The organism is Paraburkholderia sp. WS6 (assembly GCF_030464835.1).
Lineage (GTDB): Bacteria > Pseudomonadota > Gammaproteobacteria > Burkholderiales > Burkholderiaceae > Paraburkholderia > Paraburkholderia madseniana.
This window is the reverse complement of sequence record NZ_JALQCK010000009.1, coordinates 136,613-154,087: the sequence shown is the minus strand read 5'-3', so window position 1 is coordinate 154,087 and position 17,475 is coordinate 136,613. Positions and strand designations below refer to the sequence as shown.

Annotated in this window: 15 protein-coding genes; 12 read left to right on the top strand and 3 right to left on the bottom strand. The window is 61.8% G+C overall.

What is annotated here, in order from left to right; all coding sequences use genetic code 11:
- Nucleotides 1–104: 104 nt before the first annotated feature.
- The 3 genes from M0D64_RS13660 to M0D64_RS13650 all read right to left on the bottom strand — a co-directional run bounded on the left by M0D64_RS13660 (nucleotide 105) and on the right by M0D64_RS13650 (nucleotide 5,210).
- Complete coding sequence (locus tag M0D64_RS13660) at nucleotides 105–1,814, bottom strand: ShlB/FhaC/HecB family hemolysin secretion/activation protein (protein ID WP_266258071.1); 1,710 nt, start codon at nucleotides 1,812–1,814, stop codon at nucleotides 105–107.
- Between the two features lie 249 nt (nucleotides 1,815–2,063).
- Complete coding sequence (locus M0D64_RS13655) at nucleotides 2,064–3,515, bottom strand: collagen-like triple helix repeat-containing protein (protein ID WP_266258070.1); 1,452 nt, start codon at nucleotides 3,513–3,515, stop codon at nucleotides 2,064–2,066.
- Between the two features lie 168 nt (nucleotides 3,516–3,683).
- On the bottom strand, nucleotides 3,684–5,210 hold the full coding sequence (locus M0D64_RS13650) for a collagen-like triple helix repeat-containing protein (RefSeq protein WP_266258069.1): 1,527 nt from the start codon (nucleotides 5,208–5,210) through the stop codon (nucleotides 3,684–3,686).
- 657 nt (nucleotides 5,211–5,867) lie between these two features.
- On the opposite strand from M0D64_RS13650, the gene M0D64_RS13645 reads away from it, so the two are divergent.
- The 12 genes from M0D64_RS13645 to M0D64_RS13590 all read left to right on the top strand — a co-directional run bounded on the left by M0D64_RS13645 (nucleotide 5,868) and on the right by M0D64_RS13590 (nucleotide 17,473).
- Nucleotides 5,868–6,044 (top strand): Flp family type IVb pilin, encoded by a 177-nt coding sequence (locus tag M0D64_RS13645; RefSeq protein WP_266258068.1) that lies wholly within the window; start codon nucleotides 5,868–5,870, stop codon nucleotides 6,042–6,044.
- A gap of 147 nt (nucleotides 6,045–6,191) precedes the next feature.
- Nucleotides 6,192–6,692 carry a prepilin peptidase gene (locus tag M0D64_RS13640; RefSeq protein WP_266258067.1) on the top strand — a complete coding sequence of 167 codons (501 nt, stop codon included), beginning with the start codon at nucleotides 6,192–6,194 and terminating at the stop codon, nucleotides 6,690–6,692.
- The gene (locus tag M0D64_RS13635; RefSeq protein ID WP_266258066.1) at nucleotides 6,689–7,186 is read left to right on the top strand and encodes a TadE/TadG family type IV pilus assembly protein; all 498 of its coding nucleotides are present in this window, start codon (nucleotides 6,689–6,691) and stop codon (nucleotides 7,184–7,186) included. Before M0D64_RS13640 ends, M0D64_RS13635 begins: the two co-directional genes overlap by 4 nt.
- 90 nt (nucleotides 7,187–7,276) lie before the next feature.
- Nucleotides 7,277–8,206, top strand: a complete 930-nt coding sequence (cpaB, locus tag M0D64_RS13630; protein WP_266258065.1) for a Flp pilus assembly protein CpaB — start codon at nucleotides 7,277–7,279, stop codon at nucleotides 8,204–8,206.
- Between the two features lie 39 nt (nucleotides 8,207–8,245).
- Nucleotides 8,246–9,697, top strand: coding sequence for a type II and III secretion system protein family protein (locus tag M0D64_RS13625; protein ID WP_266258064.1), 1,452 nt, complete (start codon nucleotides 8,246–8,248; stop codon nucleotides 9,695–9,697).
- A gap of 135 nt (nucleotides 9,698–9,832) precedes the next feature.
- Nucleotides 9,833–11,074 carry a fimbrial protein gene (locus tag M0D64_RS13620; protein WP_266258063.1) on the top strand — a complete coding sequence of 414 codons (1,242 nt, stop codon included), beginning with the start codon at nucleotides 9,833–9,835 and terminating at the stop codon, nucleotides 11,072–11,074.
- 3 nt (nucleotides 11,075–11,077) lie between these two features.
- Entirely contained in the window at nucleotides 11,078–12,445 is a 1,368-nt protein-coding gene (locus M0D64_RS13615; protein WP_266258062.1) for a CpaF family protein, read from the top strand.
- Nucleotides 12,438–13,445, top strand: a complete 1,008-nt coding sequence (locus M0D64_RS13610) for a type II secretion system F family protein (protein ID WP_266258060.1) — start codon at nucleotides 12,438–12,440, stop codon at nucleotides 13,443–13,445. The genes M0D64_RS13615 and M0D64_RS13610 overlap by 8 nt, the downstream gene beginning before the upstream one ends.
- A gap of 2 nt (nucleotides 13,446–13,447) precedes the next feature.
- Nucleotides 13,448–14,443, top strand: a complete 996-nt coding sequence (locus M0D64_RS13605) for a type II secretion system F family protein (RefSeq protein WP_266258152.1) — start codon at nucleotides 13,448–13,450, stop codon at nucleotides 14,441–14,443.
- Between the two features lie 10 nt (nucleotides 14,444–14,453).
- Complete coding sequence (locus tag M0D64_RS13600) at nucleotides 14,454–15,290, top strand: tetratricopeptide repeat protein (RefSeq protein ID WP_266258059.1); 837 nt, start codon at nucleotides 14,454–14,456, stop codon at nucleotides 15,288–15,290.
- 25 nt (nucleotides 15,291–15,315) lie between these two features.
- Nucleotides 15,316–15,660 carry a DUF3613 domain-containing protein gene (locus M0D64_RS13595; protein ID WP_266258058.1) on the top strand — a complete coding sequence of 115 codons (345 nt, stop codon included), beginning with the start codon at nucleotides 15,316–15,318 and terminating at the stop codon, nucleotides 15,658–15,660.
- A gap of 1 nt (nucleotide 15,661) precedes the next feature.
- A complete protein-coding gene (locus M0D64_RS13590) occupies nucleotides 15,662–17,473 on the top strand; it encodes a TadG family pilus assembly protein (protein WP_266258057.1) in 1,812 nt (603 codons plus the stop codon).
- The last annotated feature ends 2 nt before the right edge of the window (nucleotides 17,474–17,475 follow it).

Below are 17,475 nucleotides of genomic sequence, written 5' to 3'. Positions count from 1 at the left end.
GCGACCTGGGAGCCGCGGGTCGCACACCGTCAGCGCAGAATACGTGAAAGTGCGCGTGTCGTTTGATAGTGGAACCTCTAATCAGGACGCGGCACTTTCGAACTTCAGTTGAGCTGATACGAGAACGTCGCGTTGATGCGTGGGCTGCGCGACGCGCTTTCCACCGGTGCATCGCCGATCGGTTTGGCCACCGACAAATCCAGGCTGTAGTACTTCGCGTCCGAGATCCGGAAGCCGAACGCAATCGACGACAGCTTCGACGGCGAGGGCGTGCCCGCATGCAGATACACGCGGGCCATGTCGAACGAGACATACGGTGTGAAGGTGCGCAGATAGGTGAAACCCGGCGTGAACGGCCGATTGACTTCGAACATCGCGCCCCAGCCCGAATCGCCCGACGCTTCGCCCGGTTCATAACCCTGGGCAAAACGTTGCGCGCCGAACGAGATCTGTTCCGACGTCGGCAGCGAGACGCCGCTGTACTGACCGGTCAGCGAAACCGCGGTGCCGATCTTCAGCGGCCACTCGTTGGTTTGCGAAAAGCTTGCACCGGTCCGCACGAAGTTGATCGACGCCGGATTCGTGACCGTCGTGCCGGGAACGTTCGAGTCGCCGGATTTCGACGCACCAAGGATATCGAAAGCCTTCGCCACATTAATACTCGCGCGACGCACCTGGCCGGTTTCCACGTTGGTGTAGTCGGCCTGCAGTTGCAACACCCGCACCTGTGAGCGAAAGCCGATCTGCGCGCCGGTGTTATGGTTGTTGTAGCGATCTTCGTCGTGCGACGCATAGACCGAGGCCGTGCCGATCACGCTCTGCTTGTTGCTCAACAGGATCGGATACGCCAGCGAGCCGCCGACCTTATCGTTGATGACCGTACGCTCGATAAAGGAGGGCAGGCCGGGATTGTCGGTGGGATTGCCGCGATAGTGCGACGCATCGATCTTCCCGATCAGTCCATTGCTGCCGATCGGCACCGTGGCGTGCGCGGCGAGATAGGTGACGTTGTCGCGGCCCTTAGGCAGCAACGCAGACACGCTCAGTTGTTCGCCAAGCGCGGTCAGGCCGTTTTCGGTGGCCGTCAACAGGCCTTGCACGCCGGGGTGATTGAAGTCGATACCCGTGCTGAGGTCGAACGGTTTGCGATCCACGTTCAACTCGAGTGTGGTGGCGCCGTCGGTATTTTGCGGAGGCGCCACGTTGGCCGCGACTTTTACCCCGGGCAACAGACCCAGCACGTTGATGTAACGCTCGAAGGTGGCACGCCGCAACGGCCGGTCGGCGACGATATGGTCGGCGATCGCGCGGATCTTGTCTTCGACCGGGCCCGGCTTGCCCGTCACCTTGACCGCGGACACATAGCCTTCGACCACCGTCACGCGCACCACGCCGTCGTCGAACGTCTGCGCGGGAATGAACGCGAACGAGAGCGCATAGCCGCGATCCTGATATAGCTTCGTAACGCCGTTGGCGACCTGAATCAGATCGCCGATGGTGGTGTCTTTGCCGACGAGCGGCGTGAAGCGCTGCGCGACTTCGTCGAACGGAATGGACTTCACGCCCTCGACCTGGATCTTTGAAGGCGTCAGATGGCGGGCGAGCAGTTCCTGAAGTTGGGGGGCTTGCGGCGTGACCTGCATGGTCACGTTCGGGCCTTTGTCGGGCGCCTTGATCTGCGGCAGCGAATCGAGAGGATTGCCGCCGACGCTCGGGCCGGCTGGGCGTGACTGCGCGTGTGCTGCTACTTGCATCCCGCTTGCCGCGATCGCCGCGAGCAGGAGGGTCCATTTACTACCGTACCCGAGTTTCATCGGATTTTCCTCGTATGCCGTTCTTGTCTTGCGGACGCGCCGCCAGGCCGGGCTGGTCGCGATCGCTTATGTGTGGCTCGACGCATACTGCCATGCTTGCATGTATAACGTCACGTGCTCCGTGGGGCTTGAGCATTGGCTGCAAAAAGCGCGGAGCACGTGATGAGGCGGACTGCTTATGCACGCTACATAGCGGGACGTCCAACGGGACGCCTTCTATGCGCGGCATCAACGAGCGACTTATGCGGACTACTTATGGCTCACCGGCACCAGGCCGCCGAGCAATGTCGTCAAGCCGCCCGTCGCACTACCCGAGCCGCTTGTCGAACCTGCCGCCGAGCTGAGCGTGCCGGTCAACTGGCCGACGAGGGCGGTCACTGGGGCGAGTGGGTTGCTGCCGCTGCTGCCCGAGGCGCTGCTGGTGACGCCGGAGAGCGCGCCGGTCAGCGTCGACAACGGATTCGATGCGCTACCCGAGCCGCCCAGCGCCGAGGTGAGCGAACTCAGCGGCGAGCCACCCGAAGTCAGCGAACTCAAGGGCGTACCACCCAGCACCGAAGTCAGCGAACTCAGCGGCGAGCCACCCGAAGTCAGCGAACTCAAGGGCGTGCCGCTCAACGCCGAGGTCAGGCCGGCCAGCGGTGTGCCGCCGAGCAGCGTCGACACGGAACCGAGCGGGTTGCTGCCGAGCCCGAGACTCGCGAGCGAGTTTTGCAGCGGGCCGAACGGGCTGCCGTTAGCAGGCGGCCCATTGACGACGGCCACGTTCGTGCTGCCGACGAGGCTCGTAATCAAGCCGGGAACCGGATTCGCACCATTCGGGCCGTTCGGATTGACGAGGCCGCCGGCGTTCGTCACCGTGTTGCTGAGCGAGCCGACCAGGTTGCCGAGATCGGCGCCGATCGGGTTCTTCGTTGCCGCGCCGACTTGCGAGCTGGTCGAACTCAACGTGCCGCCGATTTGCGCGAGCAGGCCGCCCACCGGCGCGCCGAGGCCGGTCTGCGTGCCGACCGTCTGCGTCACGAGTCCGACGGTCTGCACGATCGGCGTGATCGCGGTGCTGATCGGCTGGGTGATCTGCTGCACCGGCGCGGAGGCCAGCGAATTGCCGAGCGTCACGCCACCGGCGTTCAGGGCACCGGCGGTAGTGGAGAGGACCGTTGCCAGCGGCGTGGTGAGCGGCGACAGCGGCGCGAGATTGCCGGTGCCGAGCCCGCCGACCGCGGTGCTCAGACCTTGCACGACGCCGCTTGTCGAACTGACTACCGAGCCGAGTCCGGCGACCGTGGTGCCGACCGGATTGGAGGTCGTGCCGATTTGCCCGACGCCGCCGCTCACTGCGTTGGCGAGTGAATTCAGTGTGCCGCTTGTGCTCGACACCGCGTTGCCGAGACCTTGCGTGACCTGCGGGCTGAGGCCCGGAATGGTCTGCGAGGCGATCGTGTTGCCGAGGTCGCTGGTGGTCTGCGCGGCGGCGGTGGCGACGCCGGTCGTGCCCGACGACGTGCTGGGGGTCGGGCCGCCGCTCGTCGAACCCCCGCCGCTAGAGCTACCGCCAGCGGCTACGCTCGGTGGCGCAGTGACGCCATTGCCGCCACACGCGGCGAGCAAGCCTGCGACTGCAACGGCGATCAACGGTGCGCGCAACGACGACACTGTCGCGCACGCCGCATGGAGAGTAAAAAAACGTTGGCTGGACATAGGTGCTCCTCAGTATCTTCTAGGTGTCGTGTGCGTGGTTTGCGTGCGCCTGTGCAACGGGTGTCCGAGCGGCGCGGCTCAATTTCATTCAGGTTCCGGCGGAGCCGGGGGACGGCTGGCGGGCCGCACTCCGGGTGCCGGTCACTGCGCTTCTTTCGACGGCGCTGCTTACTTCTTCGTCAGGCCACCAAGCAGGCCGCCGACGAGCGACGTCACCGGAGCGAGCGGGTTGCTGCCCGATCCTTTGCCGCTGGTGCTCGACAGCGACAGGCCGGGGCTCGAGGTGGTGGTGGTCGTCGTCGCGGACGGCGTGGCGGCCGCCGTTGTCGTGACGCCGCCGAGCGCGCCGGTGACGCTCGCCAGCAAGCCGGTAACCGGGGCGAGCGGGCTGCTGCTGCCGCCGGTCGCGCTGCTCAGGCCGTTGGTTACGCTCGAGAGCAGACCCGTGACAGGCGCCAACGGGCTGCCGCCACTCGATGCACCGCCCAGACCCCCTGTTACGCTGCTGAGCACGCCGGTGAGCGGAGCAAGCGGGCCGCTGCTAGTGCCGCCGGTCAAGCCGCCGAGCACGCTGGTGAGCGGAGCGAGCGGGCCGCTGCTAGTACCGCCGGTCAAGCCACCGAGTACGCTGGTGAGCGGACCAAGTGGGCCGCTACTGGTGCCGCCCGTCAGGCCGCCGAGCGCGCTGGTGAGCGGAGCGAGCGGATTGCCGCCCGTGCTGCCGGTGAGGAGGCCGCCCACCGAGGCGACGACGGTGCCCGTATCGGTGACCGTATGACCGAGAGAGGCCGTGATCGGATTGCCGCCGTTTGCGCTGATCAGCGTGCCGGCTTGGCCGAGGCCGCCGCCGAGGGTCGCGAGCAGGCCGTTCAGCGGTGCACCGAGGCCGGTCGTGTTGCCGACCGTCTGCGTGGTCGCTGCGACCATCGACGTAATCGGCGTGATCGCGGTGCTGAGCGTTTGCGTGATTTGCTGGACCGGGCCCGTCGAGAGCGCGGTGGTGAGCGTGCTGCCGCCGTTGGTGACTGCATTGCCAAGCGTATTGACGACGCCGCCAAGCGGCGTCGTGATGGCTGCCAGCGGCGCGAGCGGGCCGCTGCCGAGGCTCGTCACGAGGCTGCCTGCATCCGTCACAGCGCCGCCGACATGACCGACCACGCCACCGAGGCTCGAGACCGTCGTGCCGACCGCGTCGCCGCCGGTGCCGAGCTGGCCGAGCCCTTGCGATACGCCGGTGCCGAGCGTCGAGACCGCCGAGCCGACTTGCTGCACGATGCCGCCGGCGGCCTGGGTGGTTTGCGAACTCACGCCGGGCAAGGTTTGCCAACCGATCACGGTACCGATGCTCGAGACCATCGAGCCGGTATCGTTGACCACGCCGCCGGTGTTGCCGACGACCGTGCCGAGCGCATTCGCGACCGGGGTTGTGCCGGTACCCGTTCCTGTTCCGGTGCCTGTGCCGGAGCCGCTTCCCGAGCCGTTGCCGCTGGTGTTCGTGCCGGAACCGCCTGAACCCATCGAACCGCTTCCGCTGCCGGTGGTGGTGGAAAGTGCGTTGCCGGAGGAGCCGCTACCGCCGCCGGTGCCGGCACTCAGGGTTCCGGAGCCTCCGCAAGCGCCAAGAGAAAGCATCGCTGCCACGCTGGCCGCAATCAGGGTTGTTCGAAGTGTGGTGTTGGCCGTTTGAATGTTCATGTCGCCCTCGCATCGCATGTGTTATTGGGTGTTGCTGCGTGCCTCCCTCTGCATGAGCCGTGCCATTTCGACTGATTAATGCAGAAGATTTTTTTTCAAAAGGGCTTGAAGCCATACGTGATATGGCTTTGCGAAGAATTGGTGGAGTGTCTGCTAACTCAGATATACCGCGAGAATATGAATTCGCTAAACGTTTGCGAGGGCTTTGTAACGTAACGAGCCGCGCGCGCCGTTACGAAACACGGCGTAACGCAAGCGCAGCGGGAGGGTCCCGGACGCTTGAAACGTTCTGTTCAAACAAATAATTAGTGCAGCAAATCTAACTCATGGTTAGTCCTATGTGCTGCAACGCACGAACTGCCGTTAACCTGAGTACGGCGTTAAAACGCATACGGTGCCGCGCTAGGGGCAGCGGACAATTGCTTAAATATGATTGTTCGGATATAAAACCCGAAAGCATCAAGGATTGACGGGGGAGGTGCGTAATCGAACAGACAGCTCATAGACATCTGTTTTATTGAAGCCGGCTGCAAGGCGGTGCTTCCGCAGCGCAACACGCAGGACCAGGAATGAGAGACCAATGGTCCGCAGCGCTGAAGAATCCGTCATCCGAAGCAGCACGTAAACAAACGAAATAAATGAAGTCCGAGGGTAAAAATGAAAAAGTTCACACAACGCTTTCTGAGAGATAACCGGGGTGTTACGGCGCTCGAATACGGGCTGATCGCAGGCCTTATCGTCGTCGTCATTGGCACCACGGTGCACACCTTGGGCCTTCAGTTGAACGCGGCATTCAATTCTATTGTTGCCCTGTTGCCAGCAGTGGCGGCCTAATAGGGCGCTGCGGCCCCTGCAATCATTTGTTGAGAAAGCCGGCGTGCATTTCGGCTGACTTGGTAATTATTCGGGGCCTTTTCGATAGGAAGCATGCGGACTGTTGTTATGGTCTGTATGCGTTTTGTTGCGCCTGTCGAGGCTGATATGAACGGGTCCGTCACACTAATTCTGTTCGTTGCGTGGGCAGCGTGGGTCGCCGTATGCGATTGCCGTAGTCGGCGCATTTCGAATTCAATAATCGTTACCGGTTTGGTGACGGCGTTGGCTTGCGCATTGCTGCGCCAGAATCCATTTGGCATTTCCATCGCGCAGGCTGCACTTGGCGCCGCGGTGGGTCTGGTCGCGTTGCTGCCGTTCTTTGCCATCGGTGTGATGGGCGCCGCCGACGTCAAAGTGTTCGCGGTACTCGGTGCATGGTGCGGTGTGCACGCGCTGTTCGGTTTGTGGGCGGTCGCGAGTCTAGCGGCTGGCGCTCACGCAGTCTGGTTGCTGATCGCGACTCGTACCCGTTTCGCGTCGTTGCTGCAGCGTCGAGCGCCGACATTCGAGTTGGCGGGCAGGCGCGCCACGCCGTTTGTTGCATGCCTGACCGTGCCGACGATCGTATGGTTGGCGACCCAGGTTGTTGCCGGAGGCGCGCGATGATCACGTATCCGGCGCGACGCAACGCTCGCAAGCGGGCGCGACCTCTCAGTTGCCGAAGAGATGCGCAACGCGGCGCGACCGCTATCGAATTCGCGCTGGTATTCCCGATCTTTTTTTCGATTTTTTACGTGATCGTGACGTTCAGCATGATCTTCGTTGCGCAGCAGAGCCTGACGCTCGCCACTGCGGAGGGCGCGCGCGCTGCGTTGAACTATCGGTCGGCGAGCAGTGTGTCTGGTGCGGTTAGCTTACGTGCTACCGCGGCTTGCAATACGGCTACTAACATGGTTGCACCGATGATTCAGAGCGCCACCTGCCAAACCGCTCAAGCTACGTGTAACTACGATTCCACCATGACCTGTATCGCCGTAACGTTGACCTATAGCTACGCGGCCAGTCCGCTTATACCGACCTTGCCCGGTCTCGGTCTTTTGTTGCCACAGAACCTGAGCAGTACCGCAACAGTGCAACTCAATCCGGTGAACATACTTTGACTTACGCGCCAGCTCCTCACCGCACCGCGCTGCTTCGCTCTACCGAGTGCATAAGCGGGTGGGCGCAATCGACTCATTCAGCGAGCCAGCATGCCTAAACTAACAAAAATCGCTGCAGGCGCGTTGATTGTGCTGGCACTGTTGCTCGGCATTTTCGCGGTAACGCTTTCGCGCCGGCCGGTAACCCTGCCGGCAGCGTCAGTTGCACAAGCAAGTTTTCCTGTGGTTGTGGCAACACGCCTGCTGCCAGCCGGTCAGCCCATCACCGCCGACGGCTTGCGCGTTCAGTCGTTGCCGATCAATCCGAACGGTGCCTTCGCCGATCCGACGCAGTTGCTAGGCCGTATTCCGAATGCGGATGTCGGTGCGCAGACACCGATACTGGAAGCTCAACTGTCGTCCGGGATCGCTGAACGCATCGCACCGGGTGAGCGTGCGATTGCCGTGCGCGTCGACGAGTCCAATGCGGTTGGCAACAGGCTGAGGCCCGGCAATTTCGTCGATGTTTTCTTCACGCTCAAGCGCGACGGAAACATGGGTGGCAACGCCGAGATCGATCGCTCGCAGGCGCGCCTCCTGATCTCGAAGCTGCGGGTATTGGCTTTCGGTAATGCCACAGCTGGCAATGACAATTCGGGAGACCCGAACGGAATGGTGCGCACCGCCGTGCTTGCAGTTCCCGTCGCCGACGTCGACCGGTTGACTCTCGCCGAAACCTCCGGTCGTCTTGTATTCGCGTTGCGCAATTCGAACGACACCGAAGTCGTCGATGCAAGCGCGTTTGCGGCGCTACCGGCGGTGTTGAAAACATCGGCGCAAGCTGGCGGCGAGCATCTCAAAGATTCGACACGTGCGGCCGCCGGCGTTTCGCTCGATGCGTTATCGGGCACAGCAGGAAACACGACCGGCCGAACATTAGCAGCGCCGCGGATTGCCGCCCCCGTGACGAGGGTTGCAGGGAATACGAGTGGTGCGATTGAAGTCATACGGGGTGGGCGAGCCGAAATGGTCGCTCGATAGCAGTTTCAGGGAGCAGGCGGCCAACGCGCCCAAAACAAAATGAAAGAACGCTTTTTTGCATACGGGACTATGGCGATGTTGTGCGCGGCATCGCTCGCAGTGTCGTCGGTGAGCGATGCTGCCGCTAACGCACGGAATGTCGACATCATTGTCGGCTCACAGCAATCGCTCGCGAGTGGCCACACCTTGCGACGTGTCGCGATCGGCGACCCGACGGTGGCAGACGTGCTGATCATCAAAGGCGACAAAACGGGTGGCGTGCTGCTGATCGGAAAATCACCCGGCACCACCAGCGTCATGCTGTGGGAGCAGGGTAAAGATGTGCCGGTTTCCTATACGGTCAACGTGACTACTGCCGCGTCACAGACTCTGCTCGGACCCGATACGCCTTCTGTGAAAGTGCTCGGCGACACCGCGCTGATTTCCGGCGCGACGCCGACCATGGAAAAGCACCAGCGAGCAGTAGCGGCCGCGGAAATCGAGGCGCGTCAGCGCGCGGCTCGCGGGGACAGTAGCAGTGGCACCGGCGGTGCTGCCAGTTTCGGTGCGAGTGGTAAGGGTGGCGGTGCGGGCGGGATTGGTGGCGACGCTGGCGGAGGTGTCGCGACGTACGACACGTCGACGGTCGCTACGCGCTCGGTGGTGCAGGTCGACGTGCGGGTGGTCGAGTTCAGCCGCTCAGTGCTTAAGGAGGTGGGCTTTAACTTCTTCAAGCAGAACAACGGATTTTCGTTTGGCTCGTTTGCGCCATCGGCGTTGACCTCAGTTTCCGCGACCGCGGGGCAGCAGCCGCAAACGACGGCCACGACGCCGATATCGTCGGCGTTCAACCTGATTTTTAACTCCGCCACGCATGGGCTGTTCGCGAACCTGAGTCTGCTGGAGAACAACAATCTTGCACGGGTCCTCGCGGAACCGACACTCGTTGCGTTGTCTGGGCAAAGCGCAAGTTTTCTCGCCGGTGGAGAGATCCCGGTGCCGATTCCCCAAGGGCTGGGTACTACGTCGATTGAGTACAAACCCTATGGCGTAGGCCTGACGCTTACGCCGACCGTGCTCAGCCCGCAGCGAATCGCGCTGAAAGTGGCGCCGGAGGCGAGTCAGCTGGATTTCTCCAATGCCGTGACGATTAGCGGCGTGTCGGTTCCCGCGATCACCACCCGGCGCGCCGATACGACGGTCGAACTCGGCGATGGCGAGAGCTTCGTAATTGGCGGCCTGATCGATCGCGAAACGATCTCGAACGTTTCAAAGGTGCCGTTGCTAGGCGACCTGCCGATCATCGGCGCGTTCTTCAAGCAGTTGAACTACCAGCAGAACGATAAGGAACTGGTGATTATCGTGACGCCCCATCTTGTGTCTCCGCTTGCGAAGGGTGCAACGTTGCCGTCCACTCCGGGCGAGCAGGCTGAGCAGCGCAACGGTCCCGTGTGGCGCGCGTTGATCGGTGGATTCGCGTCCCCGGATGCTGTACCAGGGTTCTCGAAGTGAGCAGGCGCAAGCATTCAGCATGTGGCGCGCTCCGGCACTGCGACGAAGCGTCTTACGCTTCGGTGCAGGTCGCGCGCTATGGCGAGCAGTACAAGGCGGCGGCGCTTCAGCCAATGCCGCAACAGGATGTCCAATATGAACGCGAGAACGCATTCATTGACTGAACGGGCTGTCACCGACTCCTTCGTGTTCGCGTCATTGGTTGACGAACACGTGCGTTGGCTTGTCGAAACGCTGATCGCAGCAGGGCGGGTCGAAGCCGTGACGCTTGATCCGGCGACGCTTACGCAACGCATTGCGGTGCTTAATCCGTCGCTGGTATTCATCGACTTTTCGGGCGGGCGGGCGGCCGCTGCGAGTGCTGCTGCAAGCACGGTGCGTGCAGCTTATCCGGGACTGCAAATCGTTGCCATAGGTTCGCTTGCCGAGCCGGAGAGTGCGATCGCCGCATTGCGTGCCGGGGTGCGCGACTTTATCGATCTGTCTGCTCCCGCTGCCGACGCACTACGCATTACGCATCAGGTCATCGACAATCTGGTCGAGCCGGTCAGCCGGCATGGCCATGTGACGGCGCTGGTGGGCGCACGCATCGGTATGGGCGTCAGCACGCTCGCCACGAATCTGGCGGTCATGTTGCAGCGTCGCGACGTCGAGCAGGGCCGGCAGGCGGCGTTGCTCGATCTAGGCTTGCCGGCCGGCGATGGTTCATTGTTGCTCAACACGCGCAGCGAGTTTCATTTTGTCGAAGCGGTGCGCAACTTACGCCGCTTCGATCAGACCTTCGTGCACACAGCACTTTCACATCACGCAAGTGGTCTCGCGTTTACCTCACTACCGCCGAACCTCGCCGAGATGCGCGAAGTGTCGTATGCATCGTCAATCAGTTTGCTGAATCGATTGCGTGCTTTCTTCGACCAGCAGATCGTCGATCTCGGAGGCTTCTCCAGCAGCGAGTTCATCGCGCACGTGGTGCAGTCCGCGGACGAGACCTGGTTGCTGTGCGACCAGGGGGTGGCGTCGATTGTATCGGCGGTCGGTGTCCTCGACTCATTGCGCGAAGAAGGTATCGACTTGGGAAATGTGCGGCTGATCGTCAACAAGTTCGATCCTGATCTCGGCCTGAGCGCCGTCCAGATTGGCCAGCGTCTGGAAATTCCATTACTTGCTACTTTGCCTGAACGGCGCGTGGCACTCGGTCAGACTGCCAATCAAGGGCACCTGTTGGTCGAAACGGCGGCGCGCGACCCGTACGTGCGTGCGCTTGAGCCGCTTATCGAACGCCTTGGCGGCGCCGCTCGTGCAGCAGCGCAGTTGCCAGGCAAGTCTGCGCTCGGCGCGCTCAAGCGCCTTATTTCAACCTCCACCAAGCGGTCATAGACGATGGTAAAAGAGATCGAATTCGCCGACGACGTGCCATCGTTCGAGCAAAGCCAGCAGTTCCAGGACATCAAGAACGCGGCGCACGAACATCTGCTCACTCGCATCGAGGAACTGGGTTCCGAGTTCGGCCGGTGGTCGCGTAATGCGATCAACCAGTTCGTCGATCTGGAAATGGACAGCTTTGTGCGGCTGCGCCGAATCCCGATCAACGAAGCCGAGGTCCGCGCGATCGCGGAGGCGCTTACCAAGGAACTGGCAGGCTTTGGCCCCATTGAGGATCTGCTGAACGATACGGCCGTTGAAGACATTCTGATCAACGGCTACAACGACGTGTACGTGTCGCGCCACGGCATTCTGACCAGAATTCAGGTGCGCTTTGCCGATAACGCGCATCTGCTGCGAATTGTTCGGCGAATTCTTGCACCGATCGGCCGTCGCCTGGATGAATCGAATCCGATGGTCGACGCCCGCTTACCGAATGGCGGTCGCGTTAATGTGGTGATCGAACCACTGTCGATCGACGGTCCGATCGTATCGATACGCAAGTTCCGCAAGGATCCGCTGCGCCCCGACGATCTGCTCGGCAATGGCACTTACAACCAGGAAATTGGCGCGCTGCTCGAAGCGGCCGTGGCCGCGCGTTGCAACGTGCTGGTATCTGGCGGTACGAGTTCGGGAAAAACGTCGCTGCTTAACGCACTGGCGTTTCACATTCCCGAGGCGGAGCGTGTGGTGACGATCGAGGACACGGCTGAACTGTCGTTAAACCACCCGCACGTGGTACGGCTTGAAAGTCGCCCGGGTGGATTCGACGGCGCGGGTGTCGTGACGATTCGCGACCTTCTGCGCAATACCTTGCGGATGCGTCCGGACCGGATCATCGTCGGCGAAGTGCGCGGCGGCGAAGTGCTTGAAATGCTGCAGGCGATGAACACCGGTCACGACGGCTCGATGGGCACGGTCCACGCCAGCTCGCCGCGTGAATGTCTCTACCGGCTGGAAATGCTGGCGGGGTTCGCTGGTTTTCAGGGCACCGAGTCGAGTTTGCGCCGCCAGATCGCCAATGCGATCGATTTCATTGTGCAGATTGGCCGGTTGTCGAATGGTCGCCGGCGAATTTTGTCGATCACCGAAGTGACAGGGCTTTCCGACAACATTATCGCGACTCAGGAGCTCTATCGTTATGAGCCTGTGGTAACGCAGGATGGGGAAGAACTGGATCAATGGGTGTCGCTCGGCATTCATCCGCATTCGCCCAAGCTGGCGCGCTTCCGACAGGCGCTCGGCGGTTCGACGAACGCGGGCGGTTTCGGCGGAGGAGGCTTCGACACCGGTGGCGGTGGTTTCGGCGGGGGCTTCAATGTCTAGCGCAGTCATGGTCTTTGCTGCGCTCGCGCTGCTGTGCGCTGCAGGTGCGCTGCTGATATTGCAGCGCGGCGCACAACGCAAAGACCAGGCAAGTACTGAGCGTTTCATCGACAGTCGGATGGTCGCTGCCCAGCCGGCCGTGTCCGTGCCGGCGTCCCGTACCGCGACTGCGCGCCGGGTGGCGCCTACGCTTTCGTTCTTACCACAGGCCCCGGCTCCCGGAGCGGCCTGGAGTGAATATTTGCGGTACTTCAACGCGCGAATCAGCTATTCATTCGCAACCCTGATGAATCGCGCAGGCCTGAGAACATCCCGCGTGCTGCCACTGATCGTTGCAGGCACCGGGCTGGCGTTGTGCCTCGTGGCGGCAAATGAGGGGGGCGCACTGGCGGCCGGTGTGACGCTGGTCGCATGCCTTGTGTTTCTCTACTTCGTGCTGTCGATGCGCGCAAACAAGCGCCGTCAGGCGATCGTTCGGCAATTGCCGTCGTTTCTTGATGGCATTGTTCGTCTGATTACGCTTGGCAACAGCGTGCCGGCCGCTTTCCAGGCGGCATTGCAAACCACGGATGCCCCGCTGCGCGAATGCCTGGATCATGTCTCACGGATGCTGCGCTCCGGTGTGGAGATCGATCGTGCGCTCTCTCACGTTGCGTTGTTGTATGGCACTCGCGAGCTGGAACTGGTGGGGGCGGTGTTACGCCTGTCTGTCAAGTACGGCGGCCGGGCCGACGTGATGCTCGATCGGATGTCGTCGTTCATGCGTGATCTGGAACAGGCCGAACGTGAGCTCGTGGCGATGTCATCGGAAACGCGCCTGTCGTCCTGGGTACTCGGTATGTTGCCGGTGGGGATTGGCGGGTTTCTGATCCTGACGAACCCAAACTATTTCGGATCGATGTGGTTCGATCCGAGCGGGCGGCAAATACTGTATCTCGCGTTCGGTCTACAACTGCTTGGCGCCTATTTGTTGTACCGGTTGGCTCGGCTCAAATCATGACAATGCAACCGAACTACCTCATCGCGCTTGCGCTCGGTCTCGTGGCGCTGGCTTTGCTCCTGATCGCGGGACTTATGATCGTGCGGATCGCGGCCGCGCGACGGAGCGACCGCACGCTCAAGCAGGCACTCGACGAGCGCGCGTTGCAAAACGCTGTCGCAGCGGCGGCGCGCGGCACCGACAGTGCTCAGGGCAAGCAGGGCGCGAGCGCGCCTGCGAGTGGCATGGGGGGCGTGTTTGAGCGCTTTGTGCATACCGGTGTCCGCTGGCTCGATACGCCAATTGGCCGACATATCGTAGCGGAGGAGGACCGCCGCCTGCTGGAGCAATGCGGCTTTGTCGATGCGCGTACTCGCGGGCTATTTCTGATTGCCCGGACCGCGGGTGCAATCGTGCTGCCGCTGCTCGCCGGTACGATTGCTAGCGGTCGTATCGACGGGCCGCGCTACGTGATACTAGTGGTTGTCGCGATGGCGTGCGGCGTCATGATTCCAAAGGTCGTGCTGAGCCGACGCGCGGCGGCACGACGCCGGGGCGTCGTTGATGAACTGCCGATGCTGGTCGATCTCTTGCGCTTGCTCCAAGGTGTCGGCTTGTCGCTGGATCAGAGTCTCCAGGTGATGGTCAACGATTTTCGCGGCATATTGCCCGTACTTTCCAGCGAGTTGGAGATTGCGCAGCGGCAATTTGCTGCCGGTCGAACCCGGGAGCAGTCGTTGCATCGGCTTGCTTCAAGTTACGAAAATGAGGATATGCAGGCGGTGGTGCGTTTGCTGATTCAGGTCGATCGGCACGGTGGGGCGGTGCAAGAACCGCTCAAGCAGTTTGGCGATCGCCTGCGCGAAACGCGCCGCGCGATGTTGCGCGAACGTATTGGACGAATGACGGTGAAGATGACCGGCGTGATGATCTTGACCTTGCTTCCGGCGTTGATGATCGTCACAGCGGGTCCCGGCGTACTGTCAGTGTCACATTCGCTGAAAGCGATGAATCGGTAGGGACATGGCAATGACGTTAAATGTTAGGTCGAATGGCTTGGTACGGGCGGCGCAGTGCGTCGCTTCCGGCATTGTGCTCGTGTTGCTTGGCGCTTGCGCGAAAGATCTCGGCTATGGCGTCGGCCCGCAGGCGGAGCGCCAGGCTTTGATCCAGCAGGCCAACCGTGATCCGGCGCCTGACACGCCGGGTATGTATCTCGGGCTGATCGACCGCATGCAGTCGCAAGGACTGTATTTCGCCTCGCTCGCGCATATCGATGCCTATGAAAAGCAGTATGGGGTGACGCCAGACACGATTCTGCTGCGCGCTGACGCCCTACGTATGACTGATCAACCCGCGGCGAGTGCGGTCGCGTACGAACGATTGCTGCAAACGCCGCTCGCGTCGCGCGGACATCGTGGCTTGGGGTTGATTGCAGGCGCATCAGGCGATTTCAATCGTGCTGCAGACGAGTTGCAGCAGGCGGCGCAACTGGCGCCGACAGACGCCTCAGTGCTATCGGATCTCGGCTACGCGCGCATGCGTGCCGGTGACATCAGTGGTGCCCGGGTGCCGCTGATGAAAGCCGCGGAGCTTGACCAGAACAATCCGAAGATCGCCAGCAATATTGCGCTGTATCTGCTCGTCGACGGAGGGACGGAGCGGTCGCAAGCGCTGATGAATCAGCAGAAGTTTTCGCTTGACGTGCGTGCGGCCATCCGCAATGAAGCGGCCAAAGTCGTCGCCGCCGCGCGCACACAGGCACAGGGCGCGGGGCGGTCGCAAGGGGTCCTGCCAGGGACTGTCGCCAGCACGCAGGGAACAATGGAACCCGCGCCGCGTTTGCTGCAGCGGTTCGCACAATAACGTGCCGACGGGTAGGAGAGACCATATGAAATACCTCGGAAAAACTAGGGGAGTGCAGAGGCTGGCGTGCGGGGTGTTGATCGCGGCGCTGGCAGTCGGCACGCTGGAGATTGCGCACGCTCAGACCGTATCGGCGCCGGTCACGCGCAGTGAAGTCGGTCATGCGACGACGGCATGGCTCGATCTGCAACGCAGTAATAGTCAGGCCGCTCCGGAGCAACCGATGCTTGGCGAAGAGGCCGGTCTGGCCTATCGGCGCTACATGGAGTCGTTCAAATCGAAAATCCCCGACCTGTACGGATCGGCGATCAATCAAGGCAGCGGAGGCGGGCAGGGCGGCGGCATGAGCGGGCAACTGCCGCAGAATTGATATGTTGTCACGGATCGCCTCTCTCCCCTACGTCCGGCGCTTGCGCATATTGCGCGTGCGCCGCGTAGCCGGTATGTCGTCACGCTCGCAGCGCGGTGCGGTTTCAATTCTGGCGGCGGTATGGGTGAGTGTCGCGGTTATAGCGATGGCTGCGATCGATATCGGCCACTTTTACTATGTGCGTCGCGACTTGCAACGCATCGCAGATCTGGCCGCTGCGGCGGGCGTGCAGACGATCGGTAGCGCGGGCAGCTGTGCCGCGGCGATGACCTCAGCGCAATTGAATGCAACGGCAAATGGTTTGTCGAGCAGCGGCGGGATTCAGTCAACCTGCGGCCGATGGGATCCGTCGGCGAACGCGGCGCCATCGTATTTTGTCGCGGCCAATACGCCGCTTAATGCTCTGCAGGTAGTGGTCAACCAGCCCGTGTCGTTTTTGTTTCTCGTGGGGCAGACGCGCACACTGACTGCGACCGCGACGGCGCAGGCTACAAACATCCGTTCGTTTTCACTTAGCACTTCGGTGGCCAGCCTGTCGGGCGGACTGATAAATGGCCTGCTGAATGGTTTGCTCAACAGCAACCTCAATCTGGATATCGGGTCGTACCAAGGCCTGGCGACAGCCCAAATCAAGCTGCTGGATCTGGCGACCGCGCTTGGCGTGAGTTCGATGAGTGACCTGCTCAAGGCGCAGGTCACTGTTGCGCAACTTGCGAACGCAATGGCAACTGTGCTGAGCCAGGGCAATGTCGTCAGCGCCAGCGTCACTAACGCGTTGAGCACTATCGCGAGCGCGTCGACCAGTAGCACGACAATCAACCTGGGCAATACTTCTACTCAGAACGGGTTGCTGGCCATTGGTCTCGGCGACCCGCAGGCGGCAGCGACGGCCACAGTCAACGCACTCGACGTGCTGATGGTGGCTGCCGAGATTGCGCACGGGTCGTCAGCCATTGATCTTGGTGCGGCGCTCAATCTCAGTCCGGTCGCGAGCGTCACCGCGCAGGCCAAAGTCATTCAGCCGCCAGTGATCGCGGTCGGCGAGGCGGGAACGTACCCTGACGGCGTCACTTACCGCACGAGCGCCCATTCCTCAGTGGTACAGCTGTACCTGAACATCCAGTTGGTCAACGTCAATCTGAGTTTGGGTTCCGGATTTCCATCCCTGGTCAATGTCAGCTTGTTGAATCTGCCGATCTACCTCGAGGTTGCGCCGGGTACCGCCAATTTGCAAACCACGCAGTGTTCGACGCAAAAATCCAGTAGCTACAGCTGGATATCGACGACGCCCGGAGTGGCGGCGTTGTGCATCGGTGGCGATGCGTCAGCCAACCTGACCAACGCCACGCTGCCCACGCACTGCAACCAACCTGCGACATTGACTTCGGTCAGTGTGCCGGTGCTCGCCCTTAGCCTCCTGAATGTCTCGGTTGGGACCAATTCGCCGGCAAGCGGTTTTAATGTGAGCCTGCAGCCGCTCACGCCGACGGTTTTCAAGTTCAATGGCGTGACGGGGGACAGTGACGATTATCAGACCACCAATACCAACGGTCTGGGCTCCGCGGTGGGCGGTCTCGTCAGCCAGTTCGCGAGCGGACTGGCTGGTTCGATGCATGTGACGACGCTGCTCGGCCTGGATATCACCGGAGCGGCCTCGTCACTGACCGGCGCGTTGGCGGCATTGTTGACGCCAGTACTGAATTCGCTCGACCTTCTTCTCGTTCCTCTTTTACAACTCCTCGGTGTCCAGATCGGCGTAGCGACGGTCCACGATCTCGGGCTTGCCTGCGGTCAGGCACAACTGGTCAATTGATT